Annotated in this window: 16 protein-coding genes; 12 read left to right on the forward strand and 4 right to left on the reverse strand. The window is 66.1% G+C overall.

The features are described from left to right. Positions 1–8: 8 nt before the first annotated feature. Positions 9–770 (reverse strand): potassium channel family protein, encoded by a 762-nt coding sequence (locus ARTH_RS08325; protein WP_011691500.1) that lies wholly within the window; start codon positions 768–770, stop codon positions 9–11. Next, positions 771–1442 (reverse strand): potassium channel family protein, encoded by a 672-nt coding sequence (locus ARTH_RS08330; protein WP_011691501.1) that lies wholly within the window; start codon positions 1440–1442, stop codon positions 771–773. A gap of 165 nt (positions 1443–1607) precedes the next feature. On the opposite strand from ARTH_RS08330, the gene ARTH_RS08335 reads away from it, so the two are divergent. From ARTH_RS08335 to ARTH_RS08390, 12 genes are all read left to right on the forward strand, one after another. Further along, on the forward strand, positions 1608–3584 hold the full coding sequence (locus tag ARTH_RS08335; protein WP_043429654.1) for an APC family permease: 1977 nt from the start codon (positions 1608–1610) through the stop codon (positions 3582–3584). Then, complete coding sequence (locus ARTH_RS08340) at positions 3581–4942, forward strand: class I SAM-dependent RNA methyltransferase (protein WP_011691503.1); 1362 nt, start codon at positions 3581–3583, stop codon at positions 4940–4942. Before ARTH_RS08335 ends, ARTH_RS08340 begins: the two co-directional genes overlap by 4 nt. A gap of 154 nt (positions 4943–5096) precedes the next feature. Beyond that, positions 5097–7907, forward strand: coding sequence for an aconitate hydratase AcnA (gene acnA, locus ARTH_RS08345; protein WP_011691504.1), 2811 nt, complete (start codon positions 5097–5099; stop codon positions 7905–7907). Positions 7908–8056: 149 nt separating this feature from the next. Next, positions 8057–10030 (forward strand): 1-deoxy-D-xylulose-5-phosphate synthase, encoded by a 1974-nt coding sequence (gene dxs, locus ARTH_RS08350; RefSeq protein ID WP_011691505.1) that lies wholly within the window; start codon positions 8057–8059, stop codon positions 10028–10030. Positions 10031–10032: 2 nt separating this feature from the next. Continuing rightward, positions 10033–10587, forward strand: a complete 555-nt coding sequence (locus ARTH_RS08355; RefSeq protein WP_043430545.1) for a DUF402 domain-containing protein — start codon at positions 10033–10035, stop codon at positions 10585–10587. Continuing rightward, complete coding sequence (locus ARTH_RS08360; protein WP_011691507.1) at positions 10584–11144, forward strand: hypothetical protein; 561 nt, start codon at positions 10584–10586, stop codon at positions 11142–11144. The genes ARTH_RS08355 and ARTH_RS08360 overlap by 4 nt, the downstream gene beginning before the upstream one ends. Positions 11145–11178: 34 nt before the next feature. Further along, entirely contained in the window at positions 11179–11397 is a 219-nt protein-coding gene (locus ARTH_RS08365) for a hypothetical protein (protein WP_011691508.1), read from the forward strand. Between the two features lie 86 nt (positions 11398–11483). After that, positions 11484–12461 carry an aldo/keto reductase gene (locus tag ARTH_RS08370; protein WP_011691509.1) on the forward strand — a complete coding sequence of 326 codons (978 nt, stop codon included), beginning with the start codon at positions 11484–11486 and terminating at the stop codon, positions 12459–12461. After that, positions 12461–13483, forward strand: coding sequence for a nucleoside hydrolase (locus tag ARTH_RS08375; protein WP_011691510.1), 1023 nt, complete (start codon positions 12461–12463; stop codon positions 13481–13483). The genes ARTH_RS08370 and ARTH_RS08375 overlap by 1 nt, the downstream gene beginning before the upstream one ends. Before the next feature lie 93 nt (positions 13484–13576). Beyond that, positions 13577–14398 carry a hypothetical protein gene (locus ARTH_RS08380; protein WP_011691511.1) on the forward strand — a complete coding sequence of 274 codons (822 nt, stop codon included), beginning with the start codon at positions 13577–13579 and terminating at the stop codon, positions 14396–14398. Positions 14399–14429: 31 nt separating this feature from the next. Then, positions 14430–15257 carry an energy-coupling factor transporter transmembrane component T gene (locus tag ARTH_RS08385; protein ID WP_011691512.1) on the forward strand — a complete coding sequence of 276 codons (828 nt, stop codon included), beginning with the start codon at positions 14430–14432 and terminating at the stop codon, positions 15255–15257. After that, positions 15254–16828, forward strand: a complete 1575-nt coding sequence (locus ARTH_RS08390) for an ABC transporter ATP-binding protein (RefSeq protein WP_011691513.1) — start codon at positions 15254–15256, stop codon at positions 16826–16828. Before ARTH_RS08385 ends, ARTH_RS08390 begins: the two co-directional genes overlap by 4 nt. 79 nt (positions 16829–16907) lie before the next feature. On the opposite strand, the gene ARTH_RS08395 is transcribed toward ARTH_RS08390, so the two are convergent. Continuing rightward, positions 16908–19079, reverse strand: coding sequence for a 3-hydroxyacyl-CoA dehydrogenase NAD-binding domain-containing protein (locus tag ARTH_RS08395; RefSeq protein WP_011691514.1), 2172 nt, complete (start codon positions 19077–19079; stop codon positions 16908–16910). Beyond that, entirely contained in the window at positions 19076–20407 is a 1332-nt protein-coding gene (locus ARTH_RS08400) for a thiolase family protein (protein ID WP_011691515.1), read from the reverse strand. The genes ARTH_RS08395 and ARTH_RS08400 overlap by 4 nt, the downstream gene beginning before the upstream one ends. Between the last annotated feature and the right edge of the window lie 124 nt (positions 20408–20531).

A 20531-nucleotide genomic window follows, 5' to 3' on the forward strand; every position in this document is an offset into this window, starting at 1 on the left:
CGTCGGATCTAGCCGTCAAAACCGTCGTCCTCGGGGGCCTGCTGCTCCTGCTCGCGGACGGGCTGGCCGTCCTCCTGCCCTTCCAGAAGGTCCGCTTCCCGGTCCAGCTGCCGTTCGGGGGACAGTAGCGCCCTGAGGCCGTCTTCGGCAGCGATGGTGGTGACGAAGAAGAGTTCGTCACCGCCGTCGAGCACGTCATCCCGGCTGGGCGTGATGGGGGCCTGGTCGCGGAGGATCGCCACCAGCGTGGAATCCTCGGGCCAGTCAATGTCTCCCACGGTGACTCCGATGACGTGGGAGTCATGGGGCACGGTGAACTCGACGAGGGACGAAACCCCGGTCTGCAGGGTCAGCAGCCGGACGAGGTCACCGATTTCCACCGCTTCCTCAACGAGGGCGGTCATGAGCTGCGGTGTGTTGACCGCGACGTCGACGCCCCAGGAGTCGTTGAACATCCAGTCGTTCTTGGGGTTGTTGACGCGTCCCACCGTGCGTCCGACGCCGAACTCGGTCTTTGCGAGCAGGGACACCACCAGGTTGACCTTGTCGTCTCCCGTGGCCGAAACCACGACGTCGGCGTCATCGAGCTTGGCGTCCTGGAGCGTGCTCAGTTCGCAGGCATCGCCCACCAGCCAATGCGCGCCGCGCAGCCCGCTGCGGCCGATCACCTCCGGCTTCAGGTCGATCAGCAGGATTTCGTGTTTGTGGGAAAGAAGCTCACGGGCGATCGAGGAACCGACGCTCCCTGCCCCGACGATGACGACTTTCACTTACTGCTCCTTGGGTGGTTCTTTGGCAAGAATGTGGCCTACCTCGGCGCTGCGGTCCACCCGCAGCATGGCATGGACAGTGTCGCCCTCCTGGTAGGACGTGCCGGGGCCGGGCAGCATCCCCTCGCCGAACCTGGTCAGGTAGGCGATCCGGATGCCGGCGACCTTCTCGATTTCGGCCACTGAGTGCCCGATCCAGGACGGATCGAGGTCGATTTCGGCGAGGACCAGCCGCCCGGAAGGCTCACGGAAGTCTCCGGCGAGGTGCTGCTCGGGGAGGATCCGGCGCAGCACCTGGTCGGCACTCCAGCGCACTGCCGCCACCGTCGGTATGCCCAGGCGCTGGTAGATCTCGGCGCGGCCGGGGTCGTAGATCCGGGCTACGACGTGGGGGACATGGAACGTTTCGCGGGCAACCCGCGTGGCCAGGATGTTCGAGTTGTCTCCGCTGGACACTGCTGCGAAGGCGTAGGCCTCGCTGACGCCGGCCTGTTTCAGGGTTTCCCGGTCGAACCCGACTCCGGTGACCTTCCGGCCGGAAAAACCGGTGCGGAGCCTGCGAAAGGCACGGTCGTCCTGGTCGATGATGGCCACCGAATGGCCCGCATCCTCGAGGGTGTGCGCCAGCGTTGCTCCCACGCGGCCACAACCCATGATCACGAAGTGCGCCACCGTGCCTCCTCAGTCTTTTTCCTGTTGCTCCGTAAGACTCTACCGGCCGTCCGGGCTGCCCGTTCCGGTGTCCGGCAGATCCCGCGTGCGGCCCCGCGGGCAACCGCGGAGCCAACAGCCGGATGCTGTCATGACATCGCGTCCGAATCAGACTAGCTTTGTGGAGTGCTGACAATATTGAATGCCGTGAAACGGGTTCTCGTGGGACGGCCATTCCGCAATGACCGGCTGGCCCATACCTTGCTGCCAAAGCGGATCGCGCTTCCGGTCTTCGCCTCCGACGCCCTGTCCTCGGTGGCCTATGCGCCCGACGAGATCCTCCTGACCCTGGCCCTGGCGGGTGTGAGCGCCGTGGCGTTTTCACCCTGGGTGGGGCTGGCCGTCATGGTAGTGCTGTTGACCGTCGTCGCGTCCTACCGGCAGAACGTCCACGCTTACCCCTCCGGCGGCGGCGACTACGAGATCGCCAACGAAAACCTGGGCAAGTACGCGGGACTGACAGTCGCGTCCGCATTGTTGGTGGACTATGTACTCACGGTTGCCGTCTCCATGTCATCCGCTGCAACCTACCTCACCACCGCGGTCCCGGCGCTGCACGGCCAGCAGGCATTGATTGCCACCGTGGGCGTCATCATTTTGGCGTTGGTGAACCTGCGCGGCATCAAGGAAGCGGGAAGCGTCTTCGCTGTCCCCACGTACATTTTCATGGCCTCCATTCTCGGGATGACTGCCGTCGGCGTCTTCCAGGCCCTCACCGGCCAGTTGGGAAAGGCGCCGTCTGCCGACTTCACGATTGTTCCGGCCGCCGGATTCGACGAAGGGCTGGTGGGACTGGCCGGGGCGTTCCTGTTGCTGCGGGCGTTCTCCTCGGGCGCAGCCGCCCTGACCGGGGTGGAAGCCATCAGCAACGGCGTCCCCAATTTCCAGAAACCGAAGAGCAAGAACGCCGCGACCACCCTGCTTCTGCTCGGCGTCATCGCCGCCTCCATGCTGGCCGGCATCATCTACCTGGCGAACGCCACGAAGGTGCACATCGTTCTGGACCCCGCCACGGAATTCCTGCTCAACGGGCAGCCGCTCCCGGAAAACTACATCCAAAGCCCGGCCATCAGCCAGATAGCCCAGACCATCTTCGGACCCGGCTCAGTGCTGTTCTACATCGTCGTTGCAGCAACCGGCGTGATCCTGGTCTTTGCCTCCAACACGGCGTTCAACGGCTTTCCGGTACTGGGCTCGATCCTGGCCCAGGACGGCTACCTGCCGCGCCAGCTGCGCACCCGCGGGGACCGGCTGGCGTTCAGCAACGGCGTCCTGGCCCTCGCCGCAGGCGCCCTCGTGCTCATCCTGTCGTTCAACGCCGACGTCACCAAGCTCATCCAGCTGTACATCGTCGGCGTCTTCATCTCGTTCACGATGAGCCAGCTCGGCATGATCCGGCACTGGGGCCGGGAGCTGAAGCTCGCCAGGGACCCCGCCGTCAAGCTGCGCATGCTCAAGTCCCGCATCATCAATACGATCGGCTTCGGCATGACGGCGCTGGTCCTGGTGATCGTGCTGATCACCAAGTTCGAACAGGGGGCCTGGATCGCCCTGCTGGCGATGTTCGTGCTCTTCCTCATCATGTGGAGCATCCGCGCGCACTACGACAACGTGGCCAAGGAACTGGCCGTGGATGAGGATTCCTCGCCCCGCGCCCTGCCGTCACGGGTCCACGCCGTGCTGCTGGTTTCCCACGTCCGCAAACCCGTTCTGCGGGCACTCGCCTACGCCCGGGCGTCGCGGCCCTCCCGGCTTGATGCCATCACGGTGGACATCAACTCCGAAGAGACCGCGCACACCCTGGCCGACTGGGAGAAACTGGAAATTCCGGTGCCGCTGACGGTGCTCGCCAGCCCGTACCGCGAAACGGTGACCCCCATCATGGAATACGTGAAGAACATGCGGCGGGATTCGCCCCGGGACCTGATCGTGGTCTACATCCCCGAGTACGTGGTGGGCAAATGGTGGGAACAGCTGGTCCATAACCAGACCGCCCTGCGGATCAAAACCCGCCTCCATTTCGAGCCGGGAGTCATGGTGGCCAGCGTGCCGTGGCAACTGAAATCGTCCGAAGAAGCCAAGAAATTGCAGGATATCCAATGAACCCCGAGACCCAGACCCGCACGCATACCGAACTTGTGGTGGATATCGGGCCCATCGCCCACGGCGGGCACTGCGTTGCCCGCCACGAGGGCCGTGTGGTGTTTGTCCGCCACGCCATCCCGGGCGAGAAGGTCCGGATCCGTCTGACGGATGCCGGCGAGGACTCCAAATTTTGGCGAGCGGATGTTGTGGAAGTGCTCGAAGCATCGCCCGACCGTATGCCCCATTTCTGGCATGTGGCGGATTCGCTTCGGGCATGGTCGCACGGGCACCCTCCGGTGGGCGGAGCCGAGCTGGGCCACGTGTCCCTTGGACGTCAGCGCAGCCTCAAGGCTGACGTCCTGGCCGAACAGCTGAAGCGGCTCGCCGGCGTCGAACGCGTCACGGAGGTGGAAGCTGTCGGCGCGGCCGCCGCCGCAGGCGACCACAGCCCCGGTGCGCCCGGGCTGGGCTGGCGCACGCGGGCCAGCTTTGCCGTGACACCCGCCGGGAAGCTGGGCATGCACGCGCACAGGTCCGACCAGGTCATTGCCATCCGCGAGATGCCATTGACCGTGTCCGCCATCAACGACCTCAGGCTTTGGGACATCGACCTCGCGGGCGTCGAACGCGTTGAAGTGGCCGCGCCAGCCAACGGCTCGCGCCCGCTGGTCCTGCTGGCACCGGCCGAAGGAACCCGCGCGAAGCGCCTTAGCGGGATCCTCGCGCAGCTTCCCGACGAGGTCTCGGTGGCGAGCTTCGATCCGGCCAAGGGCGAGTCGCTGCAGCTGCGCGGCCGCACCTGGGTGCAGGAGTCGGCCGCCGGGCACGAGTTCCGGGTCACGGGGGAGGGCTTCTGGCAGATCCACCGGGATGCTCCGGAAACACTAGTCGGGGCGCTTAAGGGATTCCTGCACGACGGCGGGTACCTGGAGCCGGGCGCGGTGGTTGCGGACCTGTATGCCGGGGCGGGGCTGTTCACCGCAGCGCTTGCGGACGCCGTTGGCGTGACCGGCTCCGTGCTGTCCGTTGAGGGTGCCCCCGGCACCAGCCGGGACGCGCGGAAGAACCTGCACGGGGCACCGCAGGTGGAAATTGTGCAGGGACGCGTGGAACGGGTCCTGCGCCAGAAGCCACGTAACTTCGATGCCCTGGTGCTCGACCCGCCCCGCGCCGGCGCGGGCAAGGCAGTGGTCAGCCAGCTGATGGCGGCCGGTCCCCGGGCCATCGCCTACGTGTCCTGCGATCCGGCGTCGTTCGCCCGGGACCTGGGGTACTTCCGGCAGGGAGGCTGGCAGCTCGCGGGGCTGCGGGCATTCGACCTGTACCCGCACACCCACCACATGGAGACAGTGGCGTTGCTGACGCCCCCGGCTTGATGTGACTAGGATGGGCGTAGTAGTCCCACGTCGCGCGCCGAATTCTCGGCTGACCCCATGCTCTTTTGTATGACCTTGTACTAATTAGGATGACCTAACTAGCAAGCGGTCTACCGCGCGACAAAGATGAAACTGTTGCGAGAGGAGTCCTGCGATGAGCATTGTGGACAGCTTCGGTTCAAAAGGCAAACTTAATGTAGCCGGTACCGAATACGAAATTTTCCGGTTGAACTCCGTTGAAGGTGCAGAAAACCTTCCGTTCAGCCTCAAGGTATTGCTTGAAAACCTGTTGAGGACCGAGGACGGCGCCAACATTACGGCCGATCACGTCCGAGCACTGGCCGGCTGGGATCCCAACGCCGAGCCCGACACTGAAATCCAGTTCACGCCGGCGCGCGTGATCATGCAGGACTTCACTGGCGTGCCCTGCGTAGTGGACCTCGCCACCATGCGTGAGGCCGTCAAGGAACTCGGCGGCGACCCCAAGCGGGTCAACCCGCTGGCACCCGCCGAAATGGTGATCGACCACTCGGTGCAGATCGACGCATTCGGCAACTCCGGCGCACTGGAGCGCAACATGGAGATCGAATACCAGCGGAACGGGGAGCGTTACCAGTTCCTCCGCTGGGGCCAGACCGCGTTCGACGACTTCAAGGTCGTCCCGCCGGGAACCGGTATCGTCCACCAGGTCAACATCGAGTACCTGGCCCGCACCGTGATGACCCGCGAAGTTGACGGCGTCGTCCGGGCCTACCCGGACACCTGCGTCGGCACCGACTCGCACACCACCATGGTCAACGGCCTGGGCGTGCTGGGCTGGGGCGTCGGCGGCATTGAAGCCGAGGCGGCAATGCTGGGCCAGCCCGTGTCCATGCTGATCCCGCGCGTCGTAGGCTTCAAGCTGACCGGATCCATCCCGGCCGGCGCCACCGCAACCGACGTCGTCCTCACCATCACCGAGCAGTTGCGCAAGCACGGTGTTGTGGGCAAGTTCGTGGAATTCTACGGCGAAGGTGTGGCCGCAGTGCCGCTGGCCAACCGCGCCACCATCGGCAACATGAGCCCGGAGTTTGGCTCCACGGCCGCCATGTTCCCGATCGACGACGTCACCCTTGACTACCTGCGCCTCACCGGCCGCTCGGAAGAGAACGTGGCCCTCGTGGAGTCCTACGCGAAGGAACAGGGCCTGTGGCACGATCCTTCCAAGGAGATCAAGTTCTCCGAGTACCTCGAGCTGGATCTGTCGACCGTTGTTCCGTCGATCTCCGGCCCGAAGCGCCCGCAGGACCGCATCGAGCTCACGGATGCCAAGGAGCAGTTCCGCAAGGACATCCACAACTACGTGAGCATCGAAGACGGCAGCGTGGACGAGTCCCTGGAAGAGTCTTTCCCGGCCTCCGATCCGCCCTCGTTCACCCACGCTGATTCCCACACCACGGAAACGGCAAGGGTTGAGTCCGCCGCCAACGGCGCCCACGGACGTCCGTCCACCCCGGTGCACGTTGTCACCGCGGACGGCCGCGAGTTCGAACTGGACCACGGCGCGGTTTCCATCGCCTCGATCACGTCCTGCACCAACACGTCCAACCCCTCCGTGATGCTCGCCGCAGCACTGCTGGCACGCAACGCCGTGGACAAGGGCCTGGCAGCTAAGCCGTGGGTCAAGACCTCCGTTGCCCCCGGCTCCAAGGTGGTCACCGACTACTACGAGAAGTCCGGCCTCACTCCGTACCTGGAGAAGCTCGGCTTCTACATCGTGGGCTACGGCTGCGCCACCTGCATCGGCAACTCGGGCCCGCTGGACGCCGAAATCTCCGAGGCTATCCAGGCCAACGACCTTTCCGTCACCGCCGTGCTGTCCGGCAACCGCAACTTCGAAGGCCGGATCAACCCGGACGTGAAGATGAACTACCTGGCCTCCCCGCCGCTGGTCATCGCCTACGCCCTGGCCGGAACCATGGACTTCGACTTCGACACGGATGCGCTCGGACAGGACGAAGCAGGCAACGACGTCTTCCTGAAGGACATCTGGCCGAACCCGGTTGAAGTCCAGCAGGTCATCGACTCGTCGATCGACAAGGAAATGTTTGCCCGCGGCTACGAGGGCGTCTTCGACGGCGATGACCGCTGGAAGGCCCTCTCCACCCCGGCCGGCGACACCTTCGCCTGGGACGAGAAGTCCACGTATGTCCGGAAGCCCCCTTACTTCGAAGGCATGAAGGCCAAGCCTGAGCCCGTCACGGACATCACCGGTGCCCGCGTGCTGCTCAAGCTCGGCGATTCCGTCACCACCGACCACATCTCCCCGGCCGGTTCCTTCAAGTCGGACACCCCTGCAGGCCAGTACCTGCTGGCAAACGGCGTGGAGCGCAAGGACTTCAACTCCTACGGTTCGCGCCGTGGCAACCACGAAGTCATGATCCGCGGCACCTTCGCGAACATCCGCATCAAGAACCAGCTGCTCGACGGCGTCGAGGGTGGCTTCACCCGCGACTTCACCCAGGCGGACGGTCCCCAGGCGTACGTTTACGACGCTGCCCAGAACTACCAGGCAGCCGGCACCCCGCTGGTGGTCCTGGCTGGCAAGGAATACGGCTCCGGCTCGTCCCGTGACTGGGCAGCGAAGGGAACCGCGCTCCTGGGCGTCAAGGCTGTGGTGGCTGAAAGCTACGAGCGCATCCACCGCTCCAACCTGATCGGCATGGGGGTCCTTCCGCTGCAGTACCCGGCCGGCGAATCTGCCGCAACCCTGGGCCTGACGGGCACGGAAACCTTCGCAGTTGAGGGCGTCACCGCCCTCAACGAAGGCACCACTCCGAAGACCCTCAAGGTCACGGCCACGGCTGAAGACGGCTCCGCCAAGTCCTTCGATGCGGTCCTCCGCATCGATACCCCGGGCGAAGCGGACTACTACCGCAACGGCGGCATCCTGCAGTACGTGCTGCGCCAGATCTCCGGCAACTAGCGGCGAAGGTCACAACCGGCACCGCCTAAAGCCCCGGCCTGTCACTGACAGGCCGGGGCTTTTACGTTGCGGCCGGCCGGTCCCTGCGTCCGGCCCGCTTTCGAGGCGTTAGAGTTAAAAGGCATGTCTACCACCCGAAGGAGGCCCCGTTGGGAATTTTGGACACCATCCGGAATCCGCAGGACCTGAGCAAGTTGACCGAAGAACAGCTGTCCCAGCTGGCTGCGGAGGTCAGGAGTTTCCTGATCGGCAACGTGTCACAGACGGGTGGCCACCTCGGACCGAACCTCGGCGTTGTGGAACTGACCATGGCCGTGCACCGTATTTTTGATTCCCCCCGCGACAGCATTGTCTTTGACACCGGGCACCAGTCCTATGTCCACAAGCTCCTCACCGGACGCCAGGACTTCAGCACCCTCCGGCAGGAAGGCGGCATGTCCGGCTATCCGGACCGTGGAGAGTCCGAGCACGACATCGTGGAAAGCTCTCATGCCTCCTCATCGCTGTCCTGGGCCGACGGCATCTCGCGCGCCCGGCAGTTGACCGGCGACGGCGACCGTTATGTCATTGCCGTGGTGGGCGACGGGGCGCTGACCGGCGGTATGGCCTGGGAAGCGATCAACAACATCGCTGCGGACAAACGCCGCCGCGTGGTCATTGTCGTGAACGACAACGGCCGGTCCTATGCCCCCACTGTGGGCGGCTTCGCCGACTATCTCGCATCGCTGCGCCCGACCATCGATTCATTCCGTGCGGCCCCGGCCTACGAGGGCACCCTTGACTGGTGGAAGCGGAAGCTCCAAAACGGCGGACCAGTGGGCCAGTTTACGTACCGCAGCCTGCATGCCATGAAGAAGGGCATCAAGGACTGGTGGGCGCCGCAGGGCATGTTCGAGGACCTCGGCATGAAATACATTGGCCCTGTGGACGGGCACAACCTCCAGGCCATGGAGCACGCGCTCTCCACCGCGAAGAATTACGCCGGCCCGGTTATCGTGCACGCCATGACGGAAAAGGGCCACGGCTACGCGCCGGCGCGCGCCCACGAAGCTGACCAGTTCCATGCCGTGGGCATCATTGATCCCGAAACCGGCGTGCCCACCGAGGCGGGCGGCGCCCAATCGTGGACGTCCGTTTTCGCCGATGAAATCGCAGCCATTGCCGATGAGCGCAAGGACATCGTGGGCATCACCGGTGCCATGCTCATTCCCGTGGGCCTGCACAAGTTTGCCGCACGGCACCCGGAACGCGTCTTCGACGTCGGCATTGCCGAACAGCACGCGCTCACCTCGGCCGCGGGCATGGCTTTCGGCGGGCTCCACCCCGTGGTCGCCGTCTATGCGACGTTCCTGAACCGTGCCTTCGACCAGCTGCTCATGGACGTGGCGCTGCACAAGGCCGGCGTCACCATCGTCCTGGACCGCGCCGGCGTCACCGGTCCTGATGGCGCCAGCCACCACGGCATGTGGGACATGGCCATGGTGCAGATTGTGCCCGGCCTCCACCTGGCTGCCCCCCGGGACGCAACCCGGCTCCGCGAGGAGCTCCGCGAGGCTGTGGCCATCGAGGACGCGCCCACCGTAGTCCGGTATTCCAAGGGCAACGTGGGCGCCGAAGTGGAAGCCCTGGAGCGCCTCAGCGACGGCGTGGATGTGCTGGCCCGCCGCCCTGCCGGCTCCAGCGAAAACGACGTGCTGATCGTGAGCGTCGGCGCCATGTCCGAACTCGCCCTGGACGTTTCCAACCGCCTTGGAGCCCAAGGCATCAGCTCCACCGTAGTGGACCCCCGCTGGCTGTTGCCGGTCCGGAAATCCATTATTGCGCTGGCTGCCCGCCACCGGTTGGTCATCTGCATCGAAGACGGCGTGCGGGCCGGCGGAGTGGGGTCCCGCATCCGCCAGGAAATGCGCGCCGCCGGGGTGGACACCGCCCTTAACGAAGTGGGGCTGCCCGTGGAGTTCCTGGACCACGGCACCCGTGCGCAGGTTCTGGAACGTGTCGGACTGACCGCCCGCCAGATCACGCACGACGTCGTTGCGCAGGTTCTGGGGACGAAGGTGCCTTTCGCCCGTCCCCTGCCCGGCCAGGAACACCCGACTACGGGCAGCCTGCCGAAACTGTGATTTTGCACGAGGCCACACCCCCGGAGAGCCTCAAACCGGGAGACCTGGTGGTGGCGCGGAACCGTAAATGGGACGGCGGCGCCCACTGGGTGGTACCCGGGAACTACCTCGGCGAGGACGTCCACGGCTGGTGGATCTTCCAGCCCAAGGGGTCCTTCATTTCACGGCCCGGGGCAGCCTTCCATGCCAGGTCCGATGCCGTCCTCCTCGTTCCCCGGACGGGCGACTACGTGGCCACGTTCTACGACGACACCTACCCGGGGGACTTCCGGGTGTACGTGGACCTCGCCGTGGGCCACGGCTGGAACGGCATCCGGCCCGGCACCATGGAATTCCACGTCATTGACATGGACCTGGACGTGATCCGGTCCGTGACCCGCGGTGTGTACATCGACGACGAGGACGAATTCGCGGAACACCAGGTGAGCATGAAGTACCCCCGGGACCTCGTGGACCGCATGCTCGCGGAGACAGAACAGCTTTACCAGGCCGTTAAGGCGCAGCAGGCACCGTTCGACGGCACAGACGCCGAGTGGTTCAGGAGAGGACGGGCATGAGCGGAATTATCAGGGTCTACAAACGCGACGACGAAGGGGTCCTGCTGTTCCGGGAGGCCTGGTTCGATGAGGACTACAGCCAGTTCGTGATGAATCACGGCGTGGTGGGGCACCAGAGCAAGACGGACGAAACGGATGTTGCCGACGCTGCGGCCGCAGAGGGCCTCATGGACGCTTTCGCGGTGCAGTGCGCCGAGGACGGCTATGCCGAGCTTGCCGACGAAGACCAGTTCTGGGTGGTGGCGCAGTACGCCTTGAAGACCAAGGACGGCACGGACCGTGACCGCTACCTGGAAGAAAAAGCCAAGGACGCCCTCATCAGCCACCTCGCCTGGCGCGGCCTCGGCACCGTGGAACGAAGTGAATTCAGCGACGCCAAACTCAATATCTTCTGCCTGTGCCCGGACGTCAACAAAGCTGTCAACGCGATCAAGGTCTGCATCCGCGGCGAGGACCTGGACTTCACGAAACTCAGCATCGCGGCGGCACCGTTCGGAGATCCGGCAGCGTTTAAGCTCAAGCACTCGCCGAAACCGGCTTCGGGCTTTACTCTCTAAGAGGGGGCAACCGACTCACTGGGAGGCATCCGTTATGGCGCCAAAATCCGTTCAACCAGGCCACACCCCGATTCCCCGCGGAATCGGCGCGCCTGCCCGCCGGGCCATGGCCCATGCCGGACTGGAAACGCTGGAACAGGTGGTCCAGTTCGGTCAACGGGAATTGTTGAAATTGCACGGAATGGGCGTCAAGACCATGGCCCAGCTTGAGGACGCCATGGACGAGCACGGACTCGAATTCCCTGTTGCCTGACCAGTCCTCCTGACCCTGGCGCTGCCTTTGACTGCCCGGGCAAGAGGGCGTCCGGACCTTCGTCGCGGCCGTTATAGGCTGATTTCATGACTGAATACCGACGCCTTGGAAATTCCGGTTTGACCGTCTCTGTGGTGGGACTCGGCTGCAACAACCTGGGCCGGGCCAATACCGTGACGGAGTCGCAGGAGGGGACAGACGCCGTCGTTCATGCCGCCCTGGACGCGGGCATTACGCTCTTTGACGTCGCGGACACCTACGGCAGGGAGCCCGGCGTCAGTGAAACCATGCTCGGCAAGGCCCTGGCCGGCCGGCGCGGGGACGCAATTGTCGCCACGAAATTCGGCATGGACATGCGCGGAGCCAACGGCAAGGACTTCGGTGCCCGCGGGTCGCGCCGCTACATCGTCCAGGCAGCCGAAGCGTCACTGCGCCGGCTGGGCACCGACTGGATCGACCTCTACCAGTTCCATACCCCTGATCCGCTGACCCCCATCGACGAGACCCTTGCCGCCCTCGACGACCTGGTGACCAGCGGGAAGGTCCGCTACATCGGCCACTCCAACCGGGCCGGCTGGCAGATCGCCGAGGCAGAATTTGTGGCCCGCGCCCGTGGAGGCGTCCGGTTCATCTCCACCCAGAACCACTACAACCTGCTGGACCGCCGCGCTGAACTCGAAGTCACGCCTGCCGCCGAAGCTTACGGCCTGGGAGTGCTGCCGTACTTCCCCCTGGCCAACGGGCTGCTGACCGGAAAATACGCGCCGGGCAAGGCTCCGGAAGGCTCCCGCCTCAGCCACACGCGCACCAACCTGGTCAATGACGCCGACTGGGAGCAGCTGGACAAGTTCAGCAAGTTTGCCGCCAAGCGGAACCTCAGTGAGATCCAGGTGGCGTTCTCCTGGCTGGCGGCCCAGCCGTCGGTCAGCAGCGTCATCGCGGGCGCCACCAGGCCGGAACAGATCCGTGAAAATGCTGCGGCTGTGGCCTGGGTGCCCGACGCGGACGAACGCGCCGAGCTGGATGAGATCTTCCCCCGCACGCCCAAGGTGGCACTTTTCTGATGCATTCGGTCCTGATGGACGTGGACACCGGGATCGACGATGCCCTGGCCCTGGTCTACCTCCTGTCCCGCCCCGACGTCCGGCTGCAGGCCATCACCTGCACCGCCGGAAACGTGGGCGCACGCCAGGTGGCACTGAACAACCTTGCCCTGCTCGAGTTGTGCGGCACATCAGGAGTCGAAGTGGCGATCGGGGCCGAAGTGCCGCTCGAGATCCCGCTGGTCACCACGGAGGAAACCCACGGACCGCAGGGAATCGGCTACGCCGAGCTGCCGGTGCCCGCGCAACAAATCTCGGAGCGGCACGCCGTGGACGTCTGGGTGGACGAGGTGCGCAAGCACCCGGGCGAGATCACGGGCCTTATCACCGGCCCGCTGACCAACTTCGCCCTCGCCCTCCGCCGGGAACCGGAACTGCCGCAGTTGCTCAAGGGGCTGGTGATCATGGGCGGTTGCTTCTACTACCAGGGCAACACCACCCCGACGGCAGAGTGGAACGTCTCGGTCGATCCGCATGCCGCGAAGGAAGTCTTTGCCGCCTACCGGGGCCTCCCGGAGGACAAGCTGCCGGTGGTGTGTGCCCTGGAGACCACCGAACTGGTCGAGATGCGGCCCGAACACCTGCAGCGACTGGCCGAAGCCGCCGGCACTGGTCCGGAACTCGTCCTTCCGGACCAGCCGGAGGGGCTCCGCAGCAGCTCCGGCAACCCCCTGGTGGCGTGCCTGTCCGATGCCATCCGCTTCTACATGGAGTTCCACCGGCTCTACGACCAGGGCTTCGTGGCCCACGTGCACGACGCCTTCGCTGCCTGTGTGGCCGTGGGCCGGACGGAATACACCGCCCGGCTGGCAACGGTTGACGTCGAGACCGGATCCGCGCTGCTGATGGGCACCACCGTCGCCGATTACCGCGGACTGTGGGGGCTGCCGCCGAACGCCCGGATTGTGACGTCGAACAATCCGAAGCAGTGCTTTGATGAGCTCATCAATTCAGTGGGCGCACTGGCCAGGCGGCTGGCCTAAGATGGTAGCTGCGTCGAGGTGACATAGGCGCACGATTGCCGATCCCGGTACGGGTGTACCCGCGGAACGCAACCCACAGCCTAAGGAACAGCCATGTCACAGCAATCCCGGACCCTCCACGCCCCTGGACAGGCGGCGCCCCGCAGCCGCCGCCTGCTCGAAGCGCTCGGCGCGGCATCCATCGCAGCCACCTTCATCTTCCTTGTCCTGACGCAGCCCGCGGACATCACCAACGGGCTGGCGAGCGGTTCCGCCCTGGTGGCCCTGGGCGGTTTCCTGCTGGGAGCCCTCCTCCTGATCGTGGGCGTGCTGCCCACCCTTCCCACCTCCACGCTGGTGCTGATCCCCGTGGCGCTCGTCCTCAACATCGCCCTTGGCCAGATCATGGGATCCACTGGACTGCCGTTCTACTTCGACGCGATCGGCACGGTCCTCATCGCCGTCCTGGCGGGTCCGGCGGCGGGCGCTGCAACAGGCGCCCTCAGCAGCGTTGTCTGGTCCTTCATCAATCCCACGGTGCTGCCCTTCGCCGCCGGCGCGGCGCTCATCGGTTTCCTGGCGGGCCTCGCCGCGCGCTACGGCCTGTTCCGACGCTTCTACCTGGCCCCGGCGGCAGGCTTCGTGACGGGCATCCTGGCCGGCGTCGTCTCCGCACCTATTGCGGCTTTTGTTTTCGGCGGCACCTCCGGCATTGGTACCGGCGCCATTGTCAGCGCCTTCCGGGCCATGGGCGATTCGCTCCTGTCCGCCATTACCAAGCAGGCACTGATTTCGGACCCCATGGACAAGGCCATTGTCTTCGCAGTAGTTGCGCTGCTGGTGTACGCCCTGCCGCGCCGGACCGCGCTGCAGTTCGCTTTTGTGCGGCGCTTCAACGTGCTGGGCGGCAAGAAGCAGGGAACTCCGGACGCCTGATTCCGTGCCTGCCCCGTCGAGTAAACCCGCAGTGCCGAACGCCCCGTCAGCACTCCACCCCCTGACCGCATTGGCAGCGGCCGTATCGGCCGCGGCCATCACGACGGCGGTGTCCAGTTGGGCGGTTTCCCTTGCCGTGGCCCTTGGCAGCGCCTTGCTGGCGGCGCGGGCCGGGGTTGCAGGGCGGATGGCGCCCGCCGCCGCAGTGATCCTGGCGCCCTTTTGGCTGTCGCTGCTGATCATGCACGGGCTGTTCTTCCCGGAAGGTAAGACAGTGCTGGCTGAGAGGGGCGTCGCACGGGTTACTGCTGAGGGTCTAGGTTTCGCGCTGGACATGGGTATGCGGACGGCCGCCTACGTCATGGTATTCCTGCTCTTTTCGTTCACGGTGCGGGTGCCGGACCTGGTGGCGGTGATGTCAGCGCGCCGTGTGCCTGCGCAGCTCGGCTTCGTCCTGGCGTCCACCCTGACGCTGGCGCCGGCCATCACCGGCAGGCTGGCGCGGATCCGGCAGGCCCAGGAGTCCCGGGGACTGGTCCTCGGCGGCGGCCCCTTGCCGCGGCTGGCGGCGGCACGGCTGCAGATGGTGCCGCTGGTCCTGTCGCTCATCCAGGATGCCGGGGAGCGGGCGCAGGCGCTTGATTCGCGGGGCTTCAACGGCGGCAGGGCGCGCACCAGCTACCGGGAGGTGCCGGATACTGCCGGCCAGCGTGGATTCCGGGCCGTGGCCCTGCTGCTGGCCCTGATCCTGGTGGTGCTGCGGATCTCCGGCCATTGGCCGGATGTCCAGGCGATCGACATCGGGTGGTTCGCCGTCAAGTGGTTGGCAGTCAAGCCGTTCGGGGGAGTCCCCGGATGACGGCAGCTGCGCTGTTGGAAGCCAGAATTGAGGCATTCAGCTACCACGGTGAGGACCGGCCCGTTCTCCACGACTTCGCGGTGGCCGCGGGGCCCGGCACGCTCACCGCCGTGTTGGGCGGGTCCGGAAGCGGGAAGTCGACGCTTGGCAGGCTGTTGGCCGGCTGGCTGTCCGGCGGGAACGCAGGCCGCTTCACGGGCAGCCTGCACCTGCCGGCAGCGTCCCGCGGGGCGGCGGGGGACAGCGGGCCCCTCTACTTCCACGGCGGCGCGGACGATCCCCGTATCAATCCCGCGCTTTGGTCGGAGCAGGTGGGCTTCGTTCCACAGGATGCCGCGGCCCTGCTGTCCACCGTGGCGTCCACGGTTGCCGAGGAACTGGCGTTTGGCCTGGAAAACCGGGGGATGGACAGGCAGCTCATGCGCGCTGAAGTGGCACGTGCCGCCGACGCAGCGGGCCTGACGGCCATGCTGGGACGCGATCCCGCCACCCTCTCCGGCGGCGAACTGCGGCGGCTGGCTGTAGCCTGTTCCGCCATTACACGCCCCGGTGTGCTGGTCCTCGATGAACCGTTCGGCTCACTGGACAACGCCGGTGCGGCGTCGGTCCGCGCGCTGGTCCGCGGCCTCCTGGACTCCGGCACCGCCGTCATCGTCCTGAGCCAGGCCGCAGATGAGCTTGCCTTCTCAGCGGGGCACTGGCTCGTGCTCGACGGCGGCACCGTCACCGCCCGGGGCACGCCCGGCGAGCTGGCAGGCGGCCCCGCGCTGCTGCGATCCGGCGTCGTCGTTCCCGCGCTGGCGGGCTTCCGTTCCGGCCCGCGCCTCCCGGCCGCTGGTCCGCTCCCGGCCGCGGCAAGCTGCCGTCCCGGTGGGGCAGACGCCCCTGCTGCTGTCCTGGACCTGGAGAGTGTCACGTTCGGCTATCCGGCCGAACGCCGGGCACGCCGAGGAACCCGGGAAACGCTGCAGGGTGTGCTGGGCGGGTTAAGCCTCGCTGTAACGGCAGGTGAGATCGTGGCGGTGACGGGCCCGAACGGTGCCGGCAAGTCCACCCTGCTCCGGCATTTCAACGGACTGCTTCGACCGGACCTGGGCTCCGTCCGGATCCAGGGCAAGGACATCGCCGGCATTCCCACGGGAAGGGTCGCAGACCTGGTGGGCCTGCTGTTCCAGCATCCGCGGGACCAGCTCTTCGAGCGGACCGTCCTGCGCGAAGTGCTTTTTGGCCTGGACCGCACGTTCGGGGCGGCGGCGGACACGAAGGCACGGGCTGCCCTGGCGGCAGTCGGGCTCGATGATCAGCTTCATATCCATCCGTATGAGCTGCCGTCCTCCCGCCAGCGGCTCCTGGCCCTCGCCACGGTGCTCGCCCGGGAGCCGCGGCTCCTGGCACTGGACGAACCGACCGTGGGGCTGGACCGGCACGGCCTCGAACGCCTCGATGAAGCCGTGTGCGCCGCGGCGAAGCGGGGCGCCGCCGTCGTAATGGTCACGCACGAGCTCGACTATGCCCGTGCCACGGCCCACCGCATCCTGGACCTCAGGAATGGCACGCTGCGGGAACTGTGACCGCCGCTAAACACAGCAGCGCCGCCGCCCGCACCGGAGTGGTGCGGGCGGCGGCGCCGGCTGACAGCGGAGCCTGTCGCTAGGCCGCGGCCGCCGCGGAGGCGACACCCGGAGCCAGGAACCGCTTGCCGTTGACGCGCTCGGAGGCTCCCACCCGGTCCAGGTACGGGGTGATGCCGCCGAGGAACATCGGCCACCCTGCCCCGAGGATCATGCAGAGGTCGATGTCTTCCGGTCCGGCCACCACGCCCTCTTCCAGCATGAGTCCGATTTCCTCGGCCAGCGCATCCTGCGTCCGGCGCAGGACTTCCTCACCCGTCGAGGGGGACGTGCCGAAGGACAGCAGCGCCAGGGTTTCCGCCGGAATGAACGGCTTGCCGTCCGGTCCCCTGTCCGGCGCCCATATGGATGTCACGCCGTTGTCGATCAGCTTCTGCAGGTTCTGGGAAACGGTGAAGCGGTGTCCAAACGCGGCGTGCAGGGATTCCTGGACGTGCTGCGCCACCGGCAGGCCCACCATCGCGCCAAGCGTGAACGGAGTCATGGGCAGCCCCATCGGGCGCAGCGCATTGTCCGCCACCTCGGCCGGAGTCCCCTCGTCGAACGCGGCGGTCACTTCGCCCATCAGGCGCAGCAGTATGCGGTTGACTACGAACGCCGCTGCATCCTTGACCAGCACTGCGGTCTTCTTCAGGCCCTTGGCGAGCTCAAACGCGGTGGCCAGCACGGCGTCGTCGGTCTTGGGGGCGCGGACTATCTCCAGCAGCGGCATCACGGCCACCGGGTTGAAGAAGTGGAATCCCACCAGGCGTTCCGGGTGGGCCAGGTCCGCAGCCATCGCGGTGACGGACAACGAGGACGTGTTGGTGGCGAGGATGCACTCGGGGGAGACAATCGCTTCCACCTCCGCGAACACCTGCTTCTTGACGTTCAGTTCCTCGAACACGGCCTCGATGACGAAGTCCGCATCGGCAAATGCATCCTTGGAAACCGATCCGGTGACCAGCGCCTTGGTGCGGTTGGCGGCGTCGGCACTGATCCGCTTCTTAGCCAGCATTTTGTCCACTTCAGCGTGGACATAGCCCACGCCTTTGTCCACGCGGGCCTGGTCGATGTCAGTCATCACGACGGGGACCTTGAGCTGCCGGGCGAAGAGCAGGGCAAGCTGGCTGGCCATCAGGCCTGCGCCCACCACGCCTACCTTGGTCACAGGCCGGGCCAGTTTGCGGTCAGGTGCACCCGCCGGACGCTTGGAGCGCTTCTGCACGAGGTCCAGGAAGGCGTAGACCGTGGAGCGGAACTCGTCAGTCTGCATGAGGCCGGCCAGGGTCTCGCACTCGAGCTCCGCCGAGTCAGACTGGCTCATGGTCCTGTTGGCCTCCATGATGTCCAGCACCTTTGCCGGCGCCGGCGACGCGTTGGACGTCTTGGACTCCACGAACCCGCGTCCGGCGGCAACGGCCGCCGCCCAGCGTTCGGCAACGGCCGGGTCGGACGGCTCGACGGCGTTGGGCCGTTCCGGGGCTGCCTCACCCGAGATGACGCCTGCGGCCCAGGCCAGGGACTGTTCCACGAAGTCCGCAGGTTCGAAGATGGCGTCGGCAATTCCCAGGCTGAAGGCCTGCGGACCGGTGAGCGTCCGGTTGTTGCTGAGCGGATTCTCGATCATCACCTTGACGGCGTTTTCGGGTCCGATCAGCCGCGGCAGGATGTATACGCCTCCCCAGCCGGGCACCAGGCCGAGGAAGGCTTCGGGAAGTGCCAGTGCGCCGGCGCCTGTGGACACCGTGCGGTAGGTGGACTGCAGGGCGATCTCCAGCCCGCCGCCCAGGGCCACACCGTTGATGAAGGCGAAGCTGGGCACTCCCAGGTTGGCCAGTGTGGCATAGACGTCATGGCCCAGCTGGGCCATCCAGAGGCCGTGGTCACGGTTGTTGAGGGACTTGACGGCGGACAGGTCCGCGCCGGCCACCAGGTAATAAGGCTTCCCGGTGACGCCGACGCCCACGATCTCGCCGCGGGCGGCACGGTCCTTGAGGCCCTCGAGGACCGTCCCCAGCTCCACGAGGGTGTTCGGGCCCAGCGTGGTGGGCTTGGAGTGGTCCAGTCCGTTGTCCAGGGTGATCAGCGCGAAGGTTCCCGGGCTGGGCCTGCCGCCGGATGCCGGCAGCTGGATGTCCTGCACATACGAATGCGTGACCGTCTCGTCGGGGAAAAGATCGGCAAGCTTACGGAAATCTGCGGCGCTCATGCTGCGGCTCCTTCAGTCTCGGTGGTGGAAGATTCTGCGGCGGCATCGTCCGCTGGTGAAGGGACGCCGCTGTTGTCTGTGTATTCCGAGTGACGCGGGTTTTCCCAGATGACGGTGGCGCCCATGCCCAGGCCGATGCACATGGTGGTCATGCCGTAGCGGACCGAGGGGTCCTCTTCGAACTGGCGCGCCAGCTGGTTCATCAGGCGTACTCCGGACGAAGCCAGGGGATGCCCGACGGCGATCGCGCCGCCATAGCGGTTGACGCGGGGATCGTCGTCGGAAATACCGAAATGGTCCAGGAAGCTCAGCACCTGGACGGCGAACGCCTCGTTGATCTCGAACAGCCCGATGTCCGCGATGCCGAGGCCTGCGTTCTTCAGTGCCTTCTCGGTGGCAGGGACCGGACCGATCCCCATGACTTCGGGTTCCACCCCGGCGAAGGCATAGCTGACCAGGCGCATCTTCACCGGCAGTCCAAGCTCGGCGGCGGCATCCGCCGAGGCCAGCAGCGCCGCCGTCGCGCCGTCGTTCAACCCGGCGGCGTTGCCGGCAGTTACCCGGCCGTGGGGGCGGAAGGGCGTGCGCAGCGAGGCGAGGTCCTCGAGCGAAGTTCCCGGCCGGGGCGGCTCATCAACAGTGTTGACCGTCCAGCCCTGTCCCGGCTTCATCGTGGCCACCGGCACCAGGTCCGGCTGGATCTGGCCTTTTCCGTAGGCAGCTGCCAGCTTGTCCTGGGACGCCACCGCGTAGGCATCCGTGCGGTCCTTGGTGATGGCCGGAAAACGGTCGTGCAGGTTTTCCGCGGTATTTCCCATGTTCAGCGCGGCGGGATCCACCAGGCGCTCGGACATAAAGCGCGGATTGGGATCGGCCCCCTCGCCCATCGGGTGGTTGCCCATGTGCTCCACCCCGCCGGCGATGACGACGTCGTAGGCGCCGAAGGCAATGCCGCTGGCAGTGGTGGTCACTGCGGTCATTGCACCGGCGCACATGCGGTCCACGGCGAATCCCGGCACGGTGCGGGGGAGTCCGGCCAGCAGGGCCGCCGTGCGGCCGATGGTAAGCCCCTGGTCGCCGGTTTGCGTAGTGGCGGCGACGGCCACCTCATCGACGCGGTCCGCGGGGAGTGAGGGGTTGCGGCGCATCAGTTCGCGGATGCACTTGACCACAAGGTCATCAGCACGGGTCCCGGCGTAGATGCCCTTCTCGCCCGCGCGCCCGAACGGGGTGCGGACTCCGTCCACAAAGACGACATCGCGGACGGCGCGGGGGATTCTGCTGCTACTTGCTCCGCTGCTGTCTTTTCCGCTGTGGGCTTGGCTCACGTGATACTCCTCATCGAGACATGGGTGCCGGACGCACGCCTATGGCAGCGGCGGTCCGGGCGGCATTGATCTCAATGTTACTCGTGAGTAACTTAGCTGGCAAGGACCCCGGCGGACTGTTTGC

This window comes from Arthrobacter sp. FB24 (genome assembly GCF_000196235.1).
In the GTDB taxonomy this organism is placed as follows: domain Bacteria; phylum Actinomycetota; class Actinomycetes; order Actinomycetales; family Micrococcaceae; genus Arthrobacter.